13 protein-coding genes and 1 tRNA gene are annotated in these 16,785 nt (G+C 64.7%); 3 read left to right on the top strand and 11 right to left on the bottom strand.

Annotation, left to right across the window (positions count from 1 at the left end; genetic code table 11):
• Nucleotides 1-14: 14 nt before the first annotated feature.
• The 4 genes from KYX69_RS00555 to KYX69_RS00540 all read right to left on the bottom strand — a co-directional run bounded on the left by KYX69_RS00555 (nucleotide 15) and on the right by KYX69_RS00540 (nucleotide 5,568).
• The gene (locus KYX69_RS00555) at nucleotides 15-1,355 is read right to left on the bottom strand and encodes an MFS transporter (RefSeq protein ID WP_300492582.1); all 1,341 of its coding nucleotides are present in this window, start codon (nucleotides 1,353-1,355) and stop codon (nucleotides 15-17) included.
• 101 nt (nucleotides 1,356-1,456) lie between these two features.
• Nucleotides 1,457-3,808 (bottom strand): TonB-dependent receptor, encoded by a 2,352-nt coding sequence (locus KYX69_RS00550; RefSeq protein ID WP_300492581.1) that lies wholly within the window; start codon nucleotides 3,806-3,808, stop codon nucleotides 1,457-1,459.
• An 84-nt stretch (nucleotides 3,809-3,892) separates the two neighbouring features.
• Nucleotides 3,893-4,459 (bottom strand): NADPH-dependent FMN reductase, encoded by a 567-nt coding sequence (locus KYX69_RS00545; protein WP_300492580.1) that lies wholly within the window; start codon nucleotides 4,457-4,459, stop codon nucleotides 3,893-3,895.
• The gene (locus KYX69_RS00540) at nucleotides 4,456-5,568 is read right to left on the bottom strand and encodes an LLM class flavin-dependent oxidoreductase (RefSeq protein WP_300492579.1); all 1,113 of its coding nucleotides are present in this window, start codon (nucleotides 5,566-5,568) and stop codon (nucleotides 4,456-4,458) included. Before KYX69_RS00540 ends, KYX69_RS00545 begins: the two co-directional genes overlap by 4 nt.
• 82 nt (nucleotides 5,569-5,650) lie before the next feature.
• On the opposite strand from KYX69_RS00540, the gene KYX69_RS00535 reads away from it, so the two are divergent.
• Nucleotides 5,651-6,322, top strand: a complete 672-nt coding sequence (locus KYX69_RS00535) for a TetR/AcrR family transcriptional regulator (protein WP_300492578.1) — start codon at nucleotides 5,651-5,653, stop codon at nucleotides 6,320-6,322.
• Between the two features lie 510 nt (nucleotides 6,323-6,832).
• On the opposite strand, the gene KYX69_RS00530 is transcribed toward KYX69_RS00535, so the two are convergent.
• A tRNA-Ser gene (locus KYX69_RS00530) sits at nucleotides 6,833-6,923 on the bottom strand.
• Between the two features lie 87 nt (nucleotides 6,924-7,010).
• On the opposite strand from KYX69_RS00530, the gene KYX69_RS00525 reads away from it, so the two are divergent.
• A complete protein-coding gene (locus KYX69_RS00525) occupies nucleotides 7,011-7,862 on the top strand; it encodes a peptidylprolyl isomerase (protein WP_300492577.1) in 852 nt (283 codons plus the stop codon).
• A gap of 6 nt (nucleotides 7,863-7,868) precedes the next feature.
• Here KYX69_RS00525 and KYX69_RS00520 read toward each other — a convergent pair whose 3' ends face one another.
• From KYX69_RS00520 to KYX69_RS00505, 4 genes are read right to left on the bottom strand one after another with little or no spacing between them, the layout of a single operon-like run.
• The gene (locus KYX69_RS00520; RefSeq protein ID WP_367280170.1) at nucleotides 7,869-8,486 is read right to left on the bottom strand and encodes an ABC-type transport auxiliary lipoprotein family protein; all 618 of its coding nucleotides are present in this window, start codon (nucleotides 8,484-8,486) and stop codon (nucleotides 7,869-7,871) included.
• 8 nt (nucleotides 8,487-8,494) lie between these two features.
• Nucleotides 8,495-9,466, bottom strand: a complete 972-nt coding sequence (locus tag KYX69_RS00515; RefSeq protein WP_300492575.1) for an MlaD family protein — start codon at nucleotides 9,464-9,466, stop codon at nucleotides 8,495-8,497.
• Nucleotides 9,467-9,473: 7 nt separating this feature from the next.
• Entirely contained in the window at nucleotides 9,474-10,286 is an 813-nt protein-coding gene (locus tag KYX69_RS00510; RefSeq protein ID WP_300492574.1) for an ABC transporter ATP-binding protein, read from the bottom strand.
• Entirely contained in the window at nucleotides 10,286-11,389 is a 1,104-nt protein-coding gene (locus KYX69_RS00505) for an ABC transporter permease (RefSeq protein ID WP_300492573.1), read from the bottom strand. The genes KYX69_RS00510 and KYX69_RS00505 overlap by 1 nt, the downstream gene beginning before the upstream one ends.
• Before the next feature lie 100 nt (nucleotides 11,390-11,489).
• On the opposite strand from KYX69_RS00505, the gene KYX69_RS00500 reads away from it, so the two are divergent.
• Nucleotides 11,490-12,164: an HAD family phosphatase gene (locus tag KYX69_RS00500; protein ID WP_300492572.1), complete on the top strand. Its 675-nt coding sequence runs from the start codon at nucleotides 11,490-11,492 to the stop codon at nucleotides 12,162-12,164.
• Nucleotides 12,165-12,296: 132 nt separating this feature from the next.
• On the opposite strand, the gene KYX69_RS00495 is transcribed toward KYX69_RS00500, so the two are convergent.
• Entirely contained in the window at nucleotides 12,297-13,502 is a 1,206-nt protein-coding gene (locus KYX69_RS00495; protein WP_300492571.1) for a DUF445 domain-containing protein, read from the bottom strand.
• A 106-nt stretch (nucleotides 13,503-13,608) separates the two neighbouring features.
• Nucleotides 13,609-16,773 (bottom strand): efflux RND transporter permease subunit, encoded by a 3,165-nt coding sequence (locus KYX69_RS00490; protein WP_300492570.1) that lies wholly within the window; start codon nucleotides 16,771-16,773, stop codon nucleotides 13,609-13,611.
• Between the last annotated feature and the right edge of the window lie 12 nt (nucleotides 16,774-16,785).

The following is a 16,785-nucleotide window of genomic DNA, read 5'->3' as shown; positions in this document are numbered from 1 at the left end:
CTCCGATTGGATGATCAGGCGGCGGCGCGGCGCTCCACCGGCCAGGCCAGCACGACCAGCGCCTGCAGCGCGAGCAGCAGCACCGGCCAGCCATAATAGGACCAGCGGATCGTCTCGCGTGCGGCGTCGCTCACGTCGGTCGGGACATAACCGGCCGCGCCCAGCGAATAGGCGATCGCCGCCGACCCGACCGCCATGCCGACCTTGGTCGCCAGGCTGATCCCGGCCGACAACAGCCCCTCATTGCGCGTGCCAAAGCGCGCCTCATGATAATCGACCGTCTCCGCCGCCATGGTGAAGATGCCCGTAATGGTGACCGAGGTGACGACCGATGCGGCGATATACAGGACCAGGAAGGATGCCGGGCTGGCCTCGGTCAGTGGCAGCGCCAGGAACAGCACGATCGCGATCAGGCAGGCCGCGAAACAACCCTTGCGGATGCCCGTCCGCGCCAGGATGGGCGGCGCGATGAACGCGGCGATCAGCAGCGTTCCCGAAATGGCGGGTAGCAGGATCGAGATCATCCAGGGATGCCCCAGCACCTCGATCGCGAAGAAGGCGGTGAGCGAGATCATCGTCCCGAACCGCACGAAATAAAGCAGGGTGAAGCCAAAGCATACCAGCCAGGCGCGGTTGCGCAGCATCTCCCCGATTGCGGGCAGGACCGCAAAGCTGGGCGAGGCTTGGTCTTCGTACCGCTCCTTGCAGTTGCGGAAGAGCAGGAACAGCGCGATCAGCGACAGCCCGGCGAACAGGATCGCGGTCGCGAGAAAGCCGCGCTGCATATCGCCGCCGCCGAACAGCCCGACCAGCGGCATCGTCGCGGCAGTGCCGAGGATGACCGAGATCGAGGTGCCGATCGACCGCATCCCGCCAAGTTTCAGTCGCTCGCCGGTATCGGTCGTCATCATCGGCATCAGCGCCGTGTATGGAATCGATCCCAAGGACATCAGGATGCCCAGCGCCTTGAAGGTCAGGAACGCGTAGATCAGCTTGGCATTCTGCGACCAGTCGGGGACGGTGAAGACGAGGATGAACACCAGTGCATAGGGTATCGCGGTGAACAGAAAATAGGGCCGCGTCCGCCCCCAGCGCGTGCGCGTCTTGTCGACGGCGATGCCGACAAAGATGTCGATGACGGCATCGAGCAGCCGCGCGGCAAGGAAGATCGTTCCGACCGCCGCCGCGGGCAGCATCGCGACATTGGTATAGTAGAAGAGCAGGAACGCCCCTGCCATGTTATAGGCAAGGCTGAACCCGAAATCGCCCGCGCCATAGCTCAGCCGCTCGGTGAGCGAGAGGCGCGTAGCGCCGTGCTGTGCCTCAGGCGCCAAGGGACGCCGCCGTCGGGTCATGCAAGTCGGGAAACATCCGTTCGCCACAAGCGGAAAGCGTCACTGCCGGTCCTTGACAGAAAAAGGGGGCGACCGTTTCCGGTCGCCCCCAGGGGGTTGCATCAGAAATCGAGGCTCAGTCGGACGCCGTAGGTACGCGGCGTACCGAATTGCCAGACATAGATGTCGTCGTTGCCCGCAGCGGTGAAGCCCGCATAGGTCAGTGGCTGATTGTCTTCGAGATTGCGGACAAATGCCTGCACCCCGAACTTGTCGTTCGCCGAGCGCCACTCGATGCTCGCATCGGTCTGGAAAAACGCCTTCTGGCGCGAGTCATTGTAGTTGAAGATGTCGACGAAGTACGAGCTCTTGTAGCGCGAGGAGACGCTCGGCGTGATGCTCCCGGAGCCACCCAGATCGAAGCGGTGCTCATAGCCTGCAGCGAGCACCCAGCGCGGCGACTGCGGGGGCCGATTGCCAGCCAGATTGGGCTGCACGATCGGTGCCGCCGTCGCATTGCTGTCGACGTCGCCAAGGCCGGTGACGCAGCCGCTGGGCAACGTCGAGGAGGCGCAGAACACCGCGTACGACGCTAGGAAATCCTGATACTTCGAGTCGAGATAGTTCACGCTGGCGGTGAAGCGGCCATTCTCAAGCACCTTGAACGATGCGTCGAGCTCGATGCCCCAGATCCGCGCCTTGCCGGCGTTGAACACCTGGCCGCCGATCGAATTGTCGAGCAGCACCGATGCCTGCAGGTCCTTATAGTCGTAATAGAAGCCCGACAGGTTGATGAAGTTCGACCCGCCAAAGCCGCGCTTAATCCCGGCCTCATAAGCAGTGTTGCTCTCCGGCGCGTACGCACCAACCGAGTCAAACCCGCCAGCCTTGAAGCCGGTCGAAACCTTGGCGTAGACCAACGTGTCGGCATCGGGCTGATAGTTGAGACCGGCGAGCCATGTGAACTTCTGCGCGCTCGCGCTCGGCCGCTGCACCGACAGCGGTGCCGCCGTGATCCGAACCGGGCCGGTGTTGTTCAGCGGCGAGGTGGGGTTGGCGATGCCGCTGCCATAGACGTTGAACACCGCGCTGCGATCATCCCAGGTGTACCGCGCGCCGACCACTGCAGTGAGCGTCTCGGTCAGTGGGATATCGGTCTGGGCGAACACGGCCCAGCTCGAGCTGCTCACCTGACGGTCGAAATAGTTGATGTAGCCGCCATTTGCGCCCAGCAGGAATGCCGGCAGATACGGCGGGCCGTTGAACAGGCCGCGCTCGATATCCAGCTCCTCGTTGAAGTGGAACGCGCCGGCCTGCCACTGGATGCCGCCGGCCTTGCCGCCATTGATCCGCAGCTCATGGCTCTGCGTGTCCACGTCGTTGGCGAAATTCTTGAAGGTATAAGCCGGAGCGAGCGCAGCGTCGAAGCTCTCGTCCGTCGTGCGATAACCGCCCGTATAGGTCAGGGTAGCACCGCCGAAATCATAGGAGACGCGCCCGCGCACAGCCGTGGTCCGCTGCTCCTGAACGCTCGGGCTGCGCGCCGGAGCGAGGTAGTTGCCGCGATCGATCGAGGCGAGCGCGTTGGTGTTCTGCGGAATGCAGACGACCAAGCGGGTATCGGCGCCCACACGCACGAAACCATTCTGGTTGCACGTCGCACCCGGCGCAAACGCTGCGTTAAAGCCGGGGCCCGAATTGAAATTGGCGTAAGCCTGCGCCGCCAACAGACGGTCCGACGCGACATGCTCTACTGCCGCATCGATCGTGAGCGCATCGGTCGGACGGAGGACCAGGCTGAGGCGGCCACCGCGCGTATAGTCGTCACCCGTGCGGATCGTGATGTTCGGATGCGAAAAATACCCATCGCGCTTCGAATAGGTGCCGGCAATGCGAATGCCGCCGATATCGCCGAACGGGACATCAACCCCGCCCTGGACCAGCACGTGGTCGAAATTGCCGTAGGATGCCGTGAGGTTGAAGCCCAGATCCTTGCCCGGCTTGCGCGTGATGAAGTTAATCGCCCCGCCGGTGGCGTTGCGACCGTACAGCGTCCCCTGCGGTCCGCGCAGCACCTCGACCCGGGACAAGTCGAACAAACCGGCGTTCAGGACCGTCGGCCGGTTGATATACTCACCGTCGATATTGACGGCGATCGACGTATCCTGCGTTTCGGCATTGTCATTGGTGCCGACGCCACGGACGGTCACGCGCGTCAGGTTGGTGTCCTGAACGATCTGAACCGCAGGGGCGACCTGCTGGATGCCACTGAAGTCGGAGATGCCCGCCTTCTCAAGCGTATCGCCCGAGACCACCTGAATGGCGATCGGCACGTCCTGAACATTCTCCACGCGATTCTGCGCGGTAACGACGATTTCATCTTCCGAAATCTGAGTCGTCTGCGCCAGTGCAGGCGACCCTGCGATTAAGGCGGTTCCGGCAAACAGGCACGACCTCAACATGAGCTTACGCATCATATCCCCTCCCTCACATCAGCGCGGGTTATCCCGCATCTGGAATTAAATAGAACTGGTATTCTAATTCATTTGAACCCCGAGTCAAGCGGGGGCAAGCGCTCCCACCGGAGTCACAAGCTGGTCGGCGAGCATGTCGATCTGCGTCGCGATAGCCGCGTCGGCGAGCGCTCCCGATGCGTCGAACGGACGCTGCTCGACCGAGTTGACCGCGACGCCGAGCGGCGTCGGCCAGCCCCGCATCGCGTGCACCACGCCGCGCAGCGCGGTCAGCGTCACCCCAGTCGCCTGCCACCCCGCCGCCGACACGATCAGCCCGACCGGACGTCCGTCGAAATAGGGCCGCGCGTCACGCGCCAGCTCTTCAAGCAGATCGATCGCATTTTTCACCAACCCGGAAATACCACCGTGATAACCCGGTGATGCGATCACCAGGGCATCGGCGGCGCGCACGGCTTCGACGAGCTCCCGCTCCGCCGCGCAGCGGACTGGAGCGGCAGGGTCATAATGCGGCAGCTGCGCCAGGAACGGCCCGTCGAACATCTGCACAGAGGCCGCACGCGCGACGCAGCGGTCGAGCGTTGCCCGCACCAGCCGTTCGCTGGACGACCCCTCCCGCAGCGTGCCGCCGATTCCCACGACATGCGTCATGCGCAGCGACCGCCGCCAAATGCCGGCATCACCTTGCGCGACAACAGATCGAGCGTCTGGTTGCCGAGCCGCAGCCGCTCTTCGGTCAACGGACCGGTCAGCGTCCCGCACAGAATGTTGCCGATCCCCAGCTGCTCATAAGGCTTGAGGTGCTCGATCACTGTCTCGGGCGAACCATAGAGGCACCACGTACCGATCCAGTCATCAGTCAGCGCGTTGGGCGTGCGATCGGTCTTGCGGTTGGCGTCGTCCGCCTCCGCACGGGCGTTGAACTCCGCCTCGCGCTCGATCGCATCCTGATAGTGGCGCAGGATCACCATCAGCTCGTCGCGCGCCTGCTCGTCGGTCTCCGCGACATGCACCGCCTGATAGGTGTGCGTGGTCCAGTCGAGCGCCGATGCGATCGTTGCCGCGTCATGCCCCGCCTCGTCCAGCATCGCGCGATAGATGTCGAAATACTTCTTCACATGGACGAATGGCTCGGTTCCGCCGATCTTGGGCGGCGTGAACGCGGGGATGAAGGCGGGCCAGCCATGCGTCGCAGCGCGGCGCGCACTGGCTTCCTTCATGGCGACGGGCATCAGGCGGGCATGGCCCGGCGTGTAGGCGGCCGGCGCGATCCGCTGCAGCACCCTGCCCTGATGCGGACCGTTGTCGATCTCGATCGCCGGGTCCTCCATGCGCTTGGCCCAGAGTTGCTCGGCCAGCTCCAGATTGCGTTCGGAAACTGCGCCGGCGTCCTTGTAGTTGACGCCAAAGCCGATCATTTCCTCCGGCGTGGTCCCACTTCCGACCCCGACGAGCAGCTTGCCGTCGGTCAACTGGTCGAGCAGGTTGATCCGCTCGACGAAGCGGACCGGATGGTGCAGCGGCACCGACACGACCGAAAATCCGAAATGCATCTCGGGCAGCTTTGCCGCGAGATAGGCGGCGAAGATGAAGCTGTCGCTCGCCAGCGGCATATATCCGTTGAAATGGTGGTCGGGCATGAACACCGCGTCGAAATTCAGATCGCGGGCCAGCGTCGCGTGCCGCTCCAGATCGTGCATCAACGCGCGGTCGTCCTCGGGACGCATCGAACGAGCATTGAGAAAAACCGAGAACCGCATGACCTCTCCCCCGCGAATCAGAATTTTCGCTGTTATCTAAATTAGAATTGACGTTCCTATTTTGATATCCCTTATGCCCGGCATGTCAAGTGTCGCTCTGTCGCCCACCGAGGCCCTCGCTGCCAGCGCGCTGAGCCGTAAGCCCCGCCAGGGCCGCAGCCTTGCTTCGTTTCGCCGCATGCTCGATGCGACCAAGGCGCTGATGCTCGAACGGGGGAGCGAGGACTTCACGCTGCAGGACGTGAGCGAGCGCGGGGCGGTATCGATCGGCTCGATCTATCTGCGCTTCGAGAGCAAGGACCGGCTGCTCCACGCCGTGATTGCGGAGGAGTTGCAGTCGATCGTCGAGAAGGAGGGCGAGATGATCGCCGCTCTCCTCAGCGAATCCACCTCGCTTGCCCAATTTCTGCCGCGCTATGTCAATGAATACAGCAACTTCCTGTCGACCCATTCGCAGCTGCTGCGCACGATCATGCAGCGTGCGTCGATCGACCCCGCCGTGTCGGCCCCCGGTCGCGAAACTGCGCAGCGCTCGGCCGATCTTTCGGCCAAGGCGATCCTGACGTTCCGCGATGAAATCCGGTCCAAGGATCCCGAGCGCGCCGCCCATTCGGTATTCCGCATCGTGTTCGCCACGGCAGCCCGCCAATTCGGCCTGGGATCGACCGCCGAATCGGCTGACGACGCGATCTGGGCCACGCTCAAGTCGGAGCTTTCGACCATGGCGCTCGCTTATCTGCAGTATGAGGGCTAAGAGGTATCCCGGTGCCCCGATGACGGGCGGGATTGTCTCCGTGCGTCACGGGAATCGGTCCGCGGGACTGTGGTAAGGGGCCCACTCCGACAAGAACATCGGAATGGCGGGGTCGCCAACCTCTAATTTGCCACAGTACGCAATGTCTGCTCGCCCGCCCCCGCGACCGCCGAAGCCGTTCGCACAGCCATGCGCGGCCGCGGTCCATCGTTCAGGCGCTGTGGAACCGCATCAACTCCCGCATTACCTGGAGCGGCGATGGCCGGTCCTAGATCAACAGGCCGCACACACCACCTCGACACGGCGTGGCTCCCCTTCCCGTGCAGGTAACTGCCGATGAATTTGCCGTCGCGCGACCCGCTGGTCGCAGCATGGCCGCTCGCGAAATAGGTTGCTGCGTCGATCGGGCGTTGCATCACGGGATGAGTCGCGCAGCCGACCAGACCTTGCCAACTGCCGCAGCTCCGAAACCTGGCGCTCGTGGTGCCGCTGGGAACCTTTGCGGGCAAGTGGCGGAGCGGGAGGGATTCGAACCCTCGATACGCTTTTGGCGTATACTCACTTTCCAGGCGAGCGCCTTCGACCACTCGGCCACCGCTCCGCAATCGCTGGATGGCGCTGCCTAGAGAGTTGGTCACCGCTTCGCAAGCACGTTGCATCGCGTGACAGGGCGTGACAGCCTGGGGCAATGCTGACCTTCTCCCTAGCGCTGGCGCTTCAGGCCGCCGCCCCCGCCCCGCTGCCGTCCGATCCGCTGCCCGGCGACTGGCGCGACATCCCCGCCGACGAGCTGCTGGTCATGACCTTGGGTGAGGGGAAGCAGGTCGTGATCCGCCTCGCGCCGCGTTACGCGCCGGTGCATGTCGCCAATATTCGCAAGCTGGCTGCGGCGGGTTGGTGGGATGCGGCGCGCGTCTATCGCGTGCATGACAATTATGTCGTGCAATGGGGCGACCCGACCGAGAAGAAGCCGCTGCCCGAGGGTGTCGTCGCGCAGCCGCCGGCCGAATATGACTGGCCGCGCTATGACGCCGTGACACGGCTTACGCGCCGCGATCCCTATTCCCGGCGCACGGGGCATAGCGCCGATGGCTGGCCGCTGGCGACCAATGGCAAGGTCGCGTGGATCCCGCATTGCTACGCCATGGTCGGGGTCGCGCGCGATCTTGCCCCCAGCACCGGCAGCGGCGGCGACCTGTATGCGGTGATCGGCCATGGTCCGCGCCATCTCGACCGCAACATCGCGATCGTCGGGCGCGTGCTGGAGGGGATCGAGCATCTGTCGGCGCTACCGCGTGGGACCGAAGGGGGACTCGGCCTCTACAAGGAGGCAAGTCAGCATGTGCCGTTCGTGCGCGGGCGGCTGGCCAGCGACCTGTCCGAAGCGGAGCGCCCGCGTTTTCAATACCGCGCCGCTGACAACCCGCGCTTCGCCGCCTGGATCAAGGCGCGCGAAAACCGCCAGCCGCCCTTTTTCAACCTGCCCGCCGGTGGGGCCGACATCTGCAATGTCATGCCCCCGGTCCGTCGCGCCCTGTAGCCGCCGTTATCGGCCCACCCAGTCGGCGACCTCACCAGCCACGCGGTTCGCGGCCTGGTTGAGCGCAGCACCGGCCTCGGTCGGGGTCAGCTGTGCCAGCGGCACCCGCGCTTCAAAGCGGCGCTTCTCGAACGTCATCGCCGGGCGCACGCCATCGGCAGCGGCGGGACGGTCGCGCACCAGCGTCGCTTCATAGACGACCACCGCCGCATTGCTGTCGGCATCGACGCCGAACTGGCGCAGCTCGCCGCCCAGCCGCGCGCCAGGGTTCGACAGCGACTGACGCATGTCGAGCACGACGCGACCGGTGCGCACCGAAATCGTGTCGCCCAGCACCCGCGCGAACATGCGGTTTGGCGCCTCAACCCATTGCGCGTCCTTGAGATAGGCGACCGCCGTGTCGCTGCTGCGCACCGGCACGCGGGTCACGGCAAGCTCCTGCGGCACCGACGGCACCGCGATGGTGATCGACCGCGCCGTCGCCGAACTCACCGTCTGGCCGGTCGGCATGGTCGTGTCCGCCTCAAGCTTGAGCAAGGAGGGCGGCGGCTCAGACCCGAACTTGATGCACCCACCGAGCGGCAGCGCGGCAAGCAGGACGGGGGCGAGGAAGAGCTTGCGCATCATCGGGCTCACTTCTTCTTGGGGTCGTAGTCGGGCAGTTTGGACGATCCGATCAGCGATCCGGCGCCCTCACGATCGATCTTTTCCGCGACCGAGGCGAGCGCGGCGGTCATCTGGCGCAAGTCCTGGATCAGCTGGTTGAGCTCGGGAATAGTCTTGGTCGTCACCTCATCGATGCCGCCATCGGCCTTGCCCAGCGTGCGTTCGAGCGCCTTCATGCTCTTGTCAGCCGAGGCGATCGCGCCCCGCAGATCCTTCATCGTCGGCGCGATTTCCTTGTCGAGCACGCGATCGGTGGTGCCGGCGAGGTTGCCGATCTGCTCGGCAGCGACGCCGGCCTTCTGCACCGTGATCCGCAGCTCGGCCAGCGTGGCGCGCATGTCGGGCGCCCCCTTGGCCAACTCACCGGTCAGCTTTTCGGTATTGGCGAGGATGCCGCTGATCGACGCCTGATTGCGGTCGGACAGCAATTCGGTCAGCCGTTCGGTCAGCGTTGAGAGGCGTTCGAGCAAGCGCGGCGCAGAGTTGAGCAGCGCGCCAAGACCGCCCTGTTTGGTCGGAATCACCGGCACGCCGAGCGGGCAGACGCTGCGCGGATTGGCGTCGGGACACACGATCGGCGGCGCGCCCTTGACCGCGCCGTCGAGCTGGATCTGGCTGACCCCGGTGAAGCCGACGCCTTGGATCGTTGCAGTGGTCCCCTGCAGCACCGGCACATCGCTGTTCACCGCGATGCGCACGCGCACCAGGCTGGGGTCGGGCTTGAACAGGCCGATTTCCTTGACCTGTCCCGCCGGGACGCCGGAAAAGGCGACCTGCGAGCCCTTGTTGAGCCCGTCGACCGCCTGCTTGAAGAAGATGTCATATTCCTTCTCGCTGGTCGTGTTGACGCGGGCTAGCCACACGGTGAACAGCGCCAAAACGGCGAGCAGGATCAGCACGACCGCGCCGACCAGCACATGGTTTGAGCGTGTTTCCATCAGTCCCTCATGCCCCCATGGCGCCCGCGCGTTCCGCGCTCGCCACCGCCGCGCGTCCGCGCGGGCCTTTGAAATATTCCTGGATCCACGGATGGTCCAAAGCCAGCAGCTCGTCGATCGTTCCCACCGCGATAACGCGCTTGTCGGCCAGCACCGCAACCCGATCACAGATTGCATAGAGTGTATCGAGGTCGTGGGTAATGAGGAACACGGTGAGCCCGAGCGTCTGCTGCAGCGACCGCGTCAGTTCATCGAACGCGGCTGCACCGATCGGATCGAGCCCGGCGGTCGGCTCGTCGAGGAAGAGCAATTCGGGGTCCAGCGCCAGGCTGCGCGAGAGGCCCGCACGCTTCTTCATGCCGCCCGACAGCTCGGCGGGATATTTCGGCCCGGCCTCAGGCGGCAGGCCGGTCATCACCACCTTGTACGCCGCGATCTCGGCGAGCAGCTGCTCGTCGAGTTGCGGGTAGAATTCTTTCAGCGGCACCTGGACATTCTCGGCGACGGTCAGCGTCGAGAACAGCGCGCCGCCCTGAAACAGCACGCCCCAGCGGCGGCGAATCTCGATCGCGGTACGCTCATCGGCGTCGAGCACCGATTCGCCGAACACATGCACGCTGCCCTCATCCGGCTGCTGCAGCCCGATGATCGATCGCATCAGCACCGACTTGCCGGTGCCCGACCCGCCGACAACGCCCAGAATCTCGCCGCGCCGCACATCGAGGTCTAGATTCTCGTGCACGGTCTGCTCGCCGAAACTGTTGCGCAGACCGCGGACGCGGATGACCGCCTCTTCGTGATCGAATGTCGGGGCGGTCATCAGTTCCACCCCACTTCGGTGAAGAACACAGCGAAGAACGCGTCGAGCACGATGACGAGGAAGATCGCCTGAACCACCGCCGTGGTGGTGCGCATGCCGACCTGTTCGGCGTCGCTCTCGACCTGCATGCCCTGATAGCAGCCGGCAATGGCGATGATCGCGCCGAATACCGGCGCCTTGACCAACCCGACATAGAGATCGGTGATCGGCACAACTTCGCGAATGCGCTGGACAAAGGTGATCGGCGGAATGTCGAGCGCGATCCAGCACAGCAACCCGCCGCCAATCATCGCGATGAGCGAGGCGTAGAAACCGAGCAAAGGCAGCATCAGCACCGCGGCAATCACACGTGGCAGCACCAAAGCCTCCATCGGATTGACCCCGATGGTGCGCATGGCATCAATCTCTTCGGTCAGCTTCATCGTGCCAAGCTGCGCCGCAAAGGCCGAGCCCGAGCGGCCCGCGACCATGATCGCGGTCATCAGGATGCCGAGTTCGCGCAAGGTAATGCGGCCCACGAGGTTGATCGTGAACACTTCGGCGCCAAATTGACGCAGCTGCACCGCGCCCTGCTGCGCGATGACGATGCCGATCAGGAAGCTCATCAATCCGATGATGCCGAGCGCGGAGACGCCAACGACCTCGAACCGGTGAACCGTGGCGTGATAGCGGAAGCGGCGCGGGTTCGCGATTACCCGGCCGGCTGCGACTGCGGTCGCGCCCATGAAGCCGAGCAGGCCCCACATCGTCTTTGCCGCCTGAATCACCGCTTCGCCGATCTCAGCGAGCAGCTGCGCAAAGGCACCCATCGGCTTGCGCGGCCCAGCGATCGGGTGGTCGGCCTGGGCGACATGGTCGAACAGCAGCTGCTGGTTCGAATCGAGTCCCGACACCTGTGCGCCGTGATCGCGCGCGAAGCGGTGGATCACCCAAGCGCCGACCGTGTCGATGCGATCGATCCCGCGCATATCCAGCACGCGCACATCGCCCTCAACCGTGCTCAGCCGGTCGGGCAGGTCGCCGATATCGCGCAACGACAGATTGCCGCTGAACCGCAGCGCCCCCGCGGCTGCGTCATGCTGAAAGTCGGCTGGCGCGTTCATCGCGACCACCCATCGTTGATTCGGACTGGAACGGCAAGCACCTGTAGCTAGAGGATAAGATACCGACCGAACCAATTACGGACGGCCAAGAAAGGTTCCGATGCGCCGACTCGCCATTTACGACATGGACAAGACGATCACGCGGCGCGCGACCTGGACGCCGTTCCTGATCCATGCGGCGAAGGCGCGCGCGCCGTGGCGGCTGGCGCTGCTGCCGCTCGCGGGGGTGGCGAGCCTGGCCTATCTGGCCAAGGCGATCGACCGGGCGCGGCTGAAGGAAATCACCCATCGGCTGATGATCGGCCGGGCGATCCCGCCCGCAGAGCTGGCGGTGGTGGCCGAGACGTTCGCGGACGATATGGCGGCGACCAACCTCTTCGCCGACGCCCGTGCGCGCGTCGATGCGGATCGCGCGGCGGGGTGGGAACCGGTGCTCGCGACCGCGAGCCATGGCTATTATGCACAGGCGATCGCGGCGCGGCTGGACATCGGGACGGTGATCGCCACCGCCGCGCGGCGCGATGCGCACGGCAATGTGCTGGCAGCCCTTGAAGGCGAGAATTGCTATGGCCCCGCCAAATTGCGGCTGATCGAAGATTGGATGGCGCGCGAGGGCCTTTCGCGGGCGGATGTCCGCGTGCGCTTCTACAGCGACCATGTCTCCGACGCGCCGGTGCTCGAATGGGCCGACGAGCCGTTCGCAGTGAATGCGCATGGCCCACTGCGCAAGCTGGCGGCGCTTAAGGGGTGGACGGTGCTGGATTGGGAGGGGTGAAGCTTTTTCTTAGCCCCTCCCGCATGCGGGAGCACCTCCGCCGCTTATGCTGAGCTTGTCGAAGCACCAGCCCAGCATTTGGCGAGGTCGGGAGATCGCCCTTCGACGAGCTCAGGGCAAACGGCGGTCGGGCTACAACACCGTGTGCAACGTGTGCAGTGTCAGCCCGACCAGGCCGCCGACCAGTGTCCCGTTGATGCGGATATACTGCAGATCCTTGCCCACCGCGTTCTCCAGCCGCCCGGTGATCGTGCGCGCGTCCCAGCCGCGCACCGTATCGGACACCAGCCGGACGATCCCGTCGCCATAATCGGCGGCGGTGCCGACGGCAGCTCGACGGACGAAGCGGTTGATCATGTGCGCGAGACGCGGGTCGCTCTGCAGCGTGCCGCCAAGCTGGCGCAGCGCCTCGCCGAACTTGCCCGCCAGCGCGGCATCGGGGTCGCGCGCCACCCGTAACAGCGCGCCGCGCGCTTGTTCCCACATCCCCTCGATCCAGCGGGCGAGCGCGGGATTGTCGAGCATGTCGGCCTTGAATTCCTCGACCTTGAGCCGGGTTGGGATGTCGAACTGCAGGTCGAAGGCGAGCTTTTCCAGCCCCTCCTCCACCTTGGCGCGCAGCGGGTGACCGGGATCCTCGGCGACGTCCGACACCAGCTTGTAGAGCCCGTCGATGATCGCATTGGCGAGCGTCTCATCCAGCCCGGTCCAGCGCATGATCGCCCCGGCGCGCTCGTGCACCATCTTGCGGATCAGTGCTTCATTCTGGTCGATGATCTTCGCCAGCCAGCGGAGCATCGAATCCATGAGCGGGAGGTGCCGCCCCTCGGCAATCGCCGCGCCCAGCGCTTGCCCGAGCAAAGGCGCGATGTCGGTCTGGCGCAGGCGGTTGGCGACCGCGCCCTTGATCAGGCCGCCCAACTGATCCTTGTCGAGGGATTCGAGCAGGTTGGCGGCCATGCGCGATGCGCCGCGGCGCAGGCGACCTGAGCTTTCGGGCGGCTGCGCCAGCCATTTGCCCGCTGCGCCCGCAACATCGATCGTCCGCATCCGCCGCGCGACCACGCGCGGAATGAGGAAATTGTCACGCAGGAAATTGGCGAGCGAGGTGGCGATCCGCTCCTTGTTGCGGGGGATGATCGCGGTGTGCGGGATCGGCAGGCTGAGCGGGTGGCGGAACAGCGCGGTCACCGCGAACCAGTCGGCGAGGCCGCCGACCATCGCCGCCTCGGCGAATGCGCGAATAAACCCCGCAACGGTGTAGTCGGGTTCGTAGCTGCGCGCCGTGAAATACACCGCCGCCATCAGCACCAAGAGGCCGGTGGCGAGGATGCGCATGCGCCTGAGGCCAGGCGGGACAGGGTCGGATGAGCGAATCACAGGACCAGAAAGCACGCGGATTGCCGGGTTCATAGCCGGAACAATCCGCGTGCGTCTTTTTGGTTCACTCGGCAGGCGCGGGGCCTTCGCTTCCGCTATGCCCGATGCGGCCAGCGGGGACCGTCCCGCCCAGTCGTGCCTTGTCCTCGGCATCGTCGCCCGGGCGGAAGGTCAGCAGCCTGCGACCCAGCCACGGACCGACGCGCCGCTCCATGCCCAGCGCAAGGCTGAACAATGCCGGGACGATCAGCAGCGTGAGCAGCGTCGAGAGCAACAGGCCACCGATCACGGTGATGCCCATCGGCGCACGCCACGACCCATCGCCGTTCAGCGACAGCGCGGTCGGCACCATGCCCGCGACCATCGCGACCGTGGTCATCACGATCGGCTGTGCGCGCTTGTGCCCGGCGTCGACGATCGCGGTGATCTTGTCGACACCCTTCTCCATCTCCTCAAGCGCGAAATCGATCAGCAGGATCGAGTTCTTCGCAACGATGCCAAGCAGCATTAGGATACCGATCAGCACCGGCATCGAGATCGGATTCCCGGTGATCCACAAGGCGATCAATCCGCCCAACGCCGCGATCAGCAGCGACGACAGGTTGACCATCGCTGCCATCACGCCGCGATAGAGCAGCACCAGCACCGCGAAGACGAGCAGGATACCCGAGATCAGTGCAACGATGAAGTTGACCAGCATCTCGGTCTGCCACTTGGCTTGGCCCACCTCCAGTTTACCCACGCCCATCGGCAGGTTGCGCATCGTCGGCAGCTGATCGACCTTCTGCATCACCGCGCCCAGCACGAACGGCTTGCCCGTCTTGGGGTCGCTGGCAAGGTCGGCACCGACGACCAGGCGGCGCTTCTGGTTCAGGCGATCGATGCGAGTCGCGCCGACACCGAACTTGATATCGGCGACCACGCCCAGCGGCACCGATCCACCGGTCGAGGTGGCAACCGGCAGGTTGCGGATCGTCTCCAGCTCCGCGCGCGAGCTTTCGGCCAATGCGACACGAATCGGTACCTGGCGATCGGACAGCGAGAATTTCGCGCTGTTCTGATCGATATCGCCCAATGTCGCGATGCGGATCGCATTCGACAGGGCGGCGGTCGTCACGCCCAGATCCGCCGCCAGCTCGGTGCGTGGCTGGATGACGATTTCCGGTCGCTGGAGATCGCCGGTGATGCGCGGTGCGCGCAGCTCGGGCATCTTCTCCATCTCGGCGACGATCTTGAGCGCCGTGTCGTTGAGCAGCTTGGGATCCTCGCCGCCCAGCACGATCGACACCGCACGGCCGCTACCGCCCCAGCCACCCTGCGAGCGCACATTGACACGCGCATCGGGAATCTGGGCGAGCGCAGGCTGAAGCGCTTGTTCAAGCTCGACGCTGGTGATCGGGCGCTCATCCTTCAGGATCGCGACGACGCGGCCGTTACCGACAAAGGTGCGCGAATAGACGTTCTCGACGACGTCGCTGCGTGCCGCGACGATCGCGGTGACCTTGTCGACGACGGTCTTGGTCTGCTCGAGACTGGTTCCGGGCACCATTTCGATCTGGACGGTAATATCGTCCTGATCCTGATTGGGCTGGAAGGTGAAGGGCAAGGGCCCACCCGCCGCGAGGAAGATTTCGAGCGCAAAGGCGACGAGGAACGCCACGACGGCGACCCAGCGATGCGTCAGGGTCCAGCGCAGGATGCGGACATAGCCGTCCATCATCGCGCCCTCGCCATGGCTGGCATGCCCCTTGGCCTTGAGGAAATAGGCCGCGATCATCGGCGTCAACAGGCGCGCGATCGCCAGCGACATCAGCACCGCAGCAACCACGGTCAGGCCGAAATTCTTGAAGAACTGGCCCGAAATGCCCGGCATCAGGCCGACGGGTAGGAACACCGCGACGATCGACATGGTAGTGGCGAGCACTGCGACGCCGATCTCGTCCGCCGCGTCGATCGATGCCTGATAGGCGGATTTGCCCATGCGCATGTGTCGAACGATATTTTCGATCTCAACGATCGCATCGTCGACCAAGACGCCCGCGACCAGGCTGAGTGCGAGCAGCGTCATCTGGTTGAGGGTGAAGCCGAGCATCTCCATGAACCAGAAGGTCGGGATGGCGGAGAGCGGGATTGCCAGTGCGGAGATCAATGTCGCGCGCCAGTCGCGCAGGAACAGGAACACGACGACCACGGCGAGGATTGCGCCCTCGATCATCGCGACCATCGCCGAGTGATATTGCGCTTCGGTATATTTGACGCTGTTGAACAGGACGTTGAACTGGACCGACGGATTGCGCTTGTTGAGCGCCTCCAGCTTCTTTTCCGCCTCGTCGAACACGGTCACATCGGACGCACCCTTGGCGCGCTTGATGTTGAACGACAGCACCTGCCGGCCGTTGAACTCGGCCAGGCTGCGCTGTTCGGCGTAGAGGTCCTTGACGTCGGCGATGTCGCCAAGCCGAACGGTCCGGTCGCCGCCAATCGAGATGCGCGTTTCGGCAAGCGCGCGCGCATCCGCGGCGTTGCCAAGGACACGGACCGATTGTTCATTGCCCGAGATTTCGGCGCGCCCGCCCGCCGCGTTCAGATTGACCTGGCGCAGCTGCTGATTGATCTGCGACGCGGTCAGGCCAAGCGACTGGATTTTGGGCAGGTTGAGGATCACGCGGATTTCGCGATTGACCCCGCCGATGCGCTCGACCCCCGATAGTCCGTCGATCGACAGCAGCTCGTTGGCCACCGTATTGTCGACATACCAGGACAGCTGCTCGATCGTCATGTCGGTGCCGGTCGCGGTGAAGGTCGCGATTTCCTGATCGGACGTGTTCGCGCGACCGACCAGCGGCTCGAGAATGCCGTCGGGCAAGTCGCCGCGAATCTGGGCGATCGCATCGCGCACATCGCTGACCGCACGATCGATCGGCGTGCCGATGTCGAGCTGAATCACCGTCTGCGAATTGCCTTCGCTGACCGTCGATTCGATCTGGTCGATGCCCTGCAGGCTGCGCACCGCCGCCTCGACGCGCTGCGTGACCTGGGTTTCGAGCTCGCTCGGCGCGGCGCCGGGCTGGCTGATCGACACCCAGACGATCGGGAAGTCGATGTCCGGATCGTTGTTCACGTCCATCCGCGCAAAGCTGACAAAGCCGGCGATGGTCAGCGCAATGAACAGCACGATCGGCGGAACCGGGTTCCGGATCGACCAGGCCGAGATGTTGCGAAAGCTCATGTCCCGTTGTCC

The organism is Sphingomonas sp., from assembly GCF_030145815.1.
Lineage (GTDB): Bacteria > Pseudomonadota > Alphaproteobacteria > Sphingomonadales > Sphingomonadaceae > Sphingomonas.
Note: the sequence above shows the minus strand (reverse complement) of the source record. Positions and strands in the feature narration are given on the sequence as shown.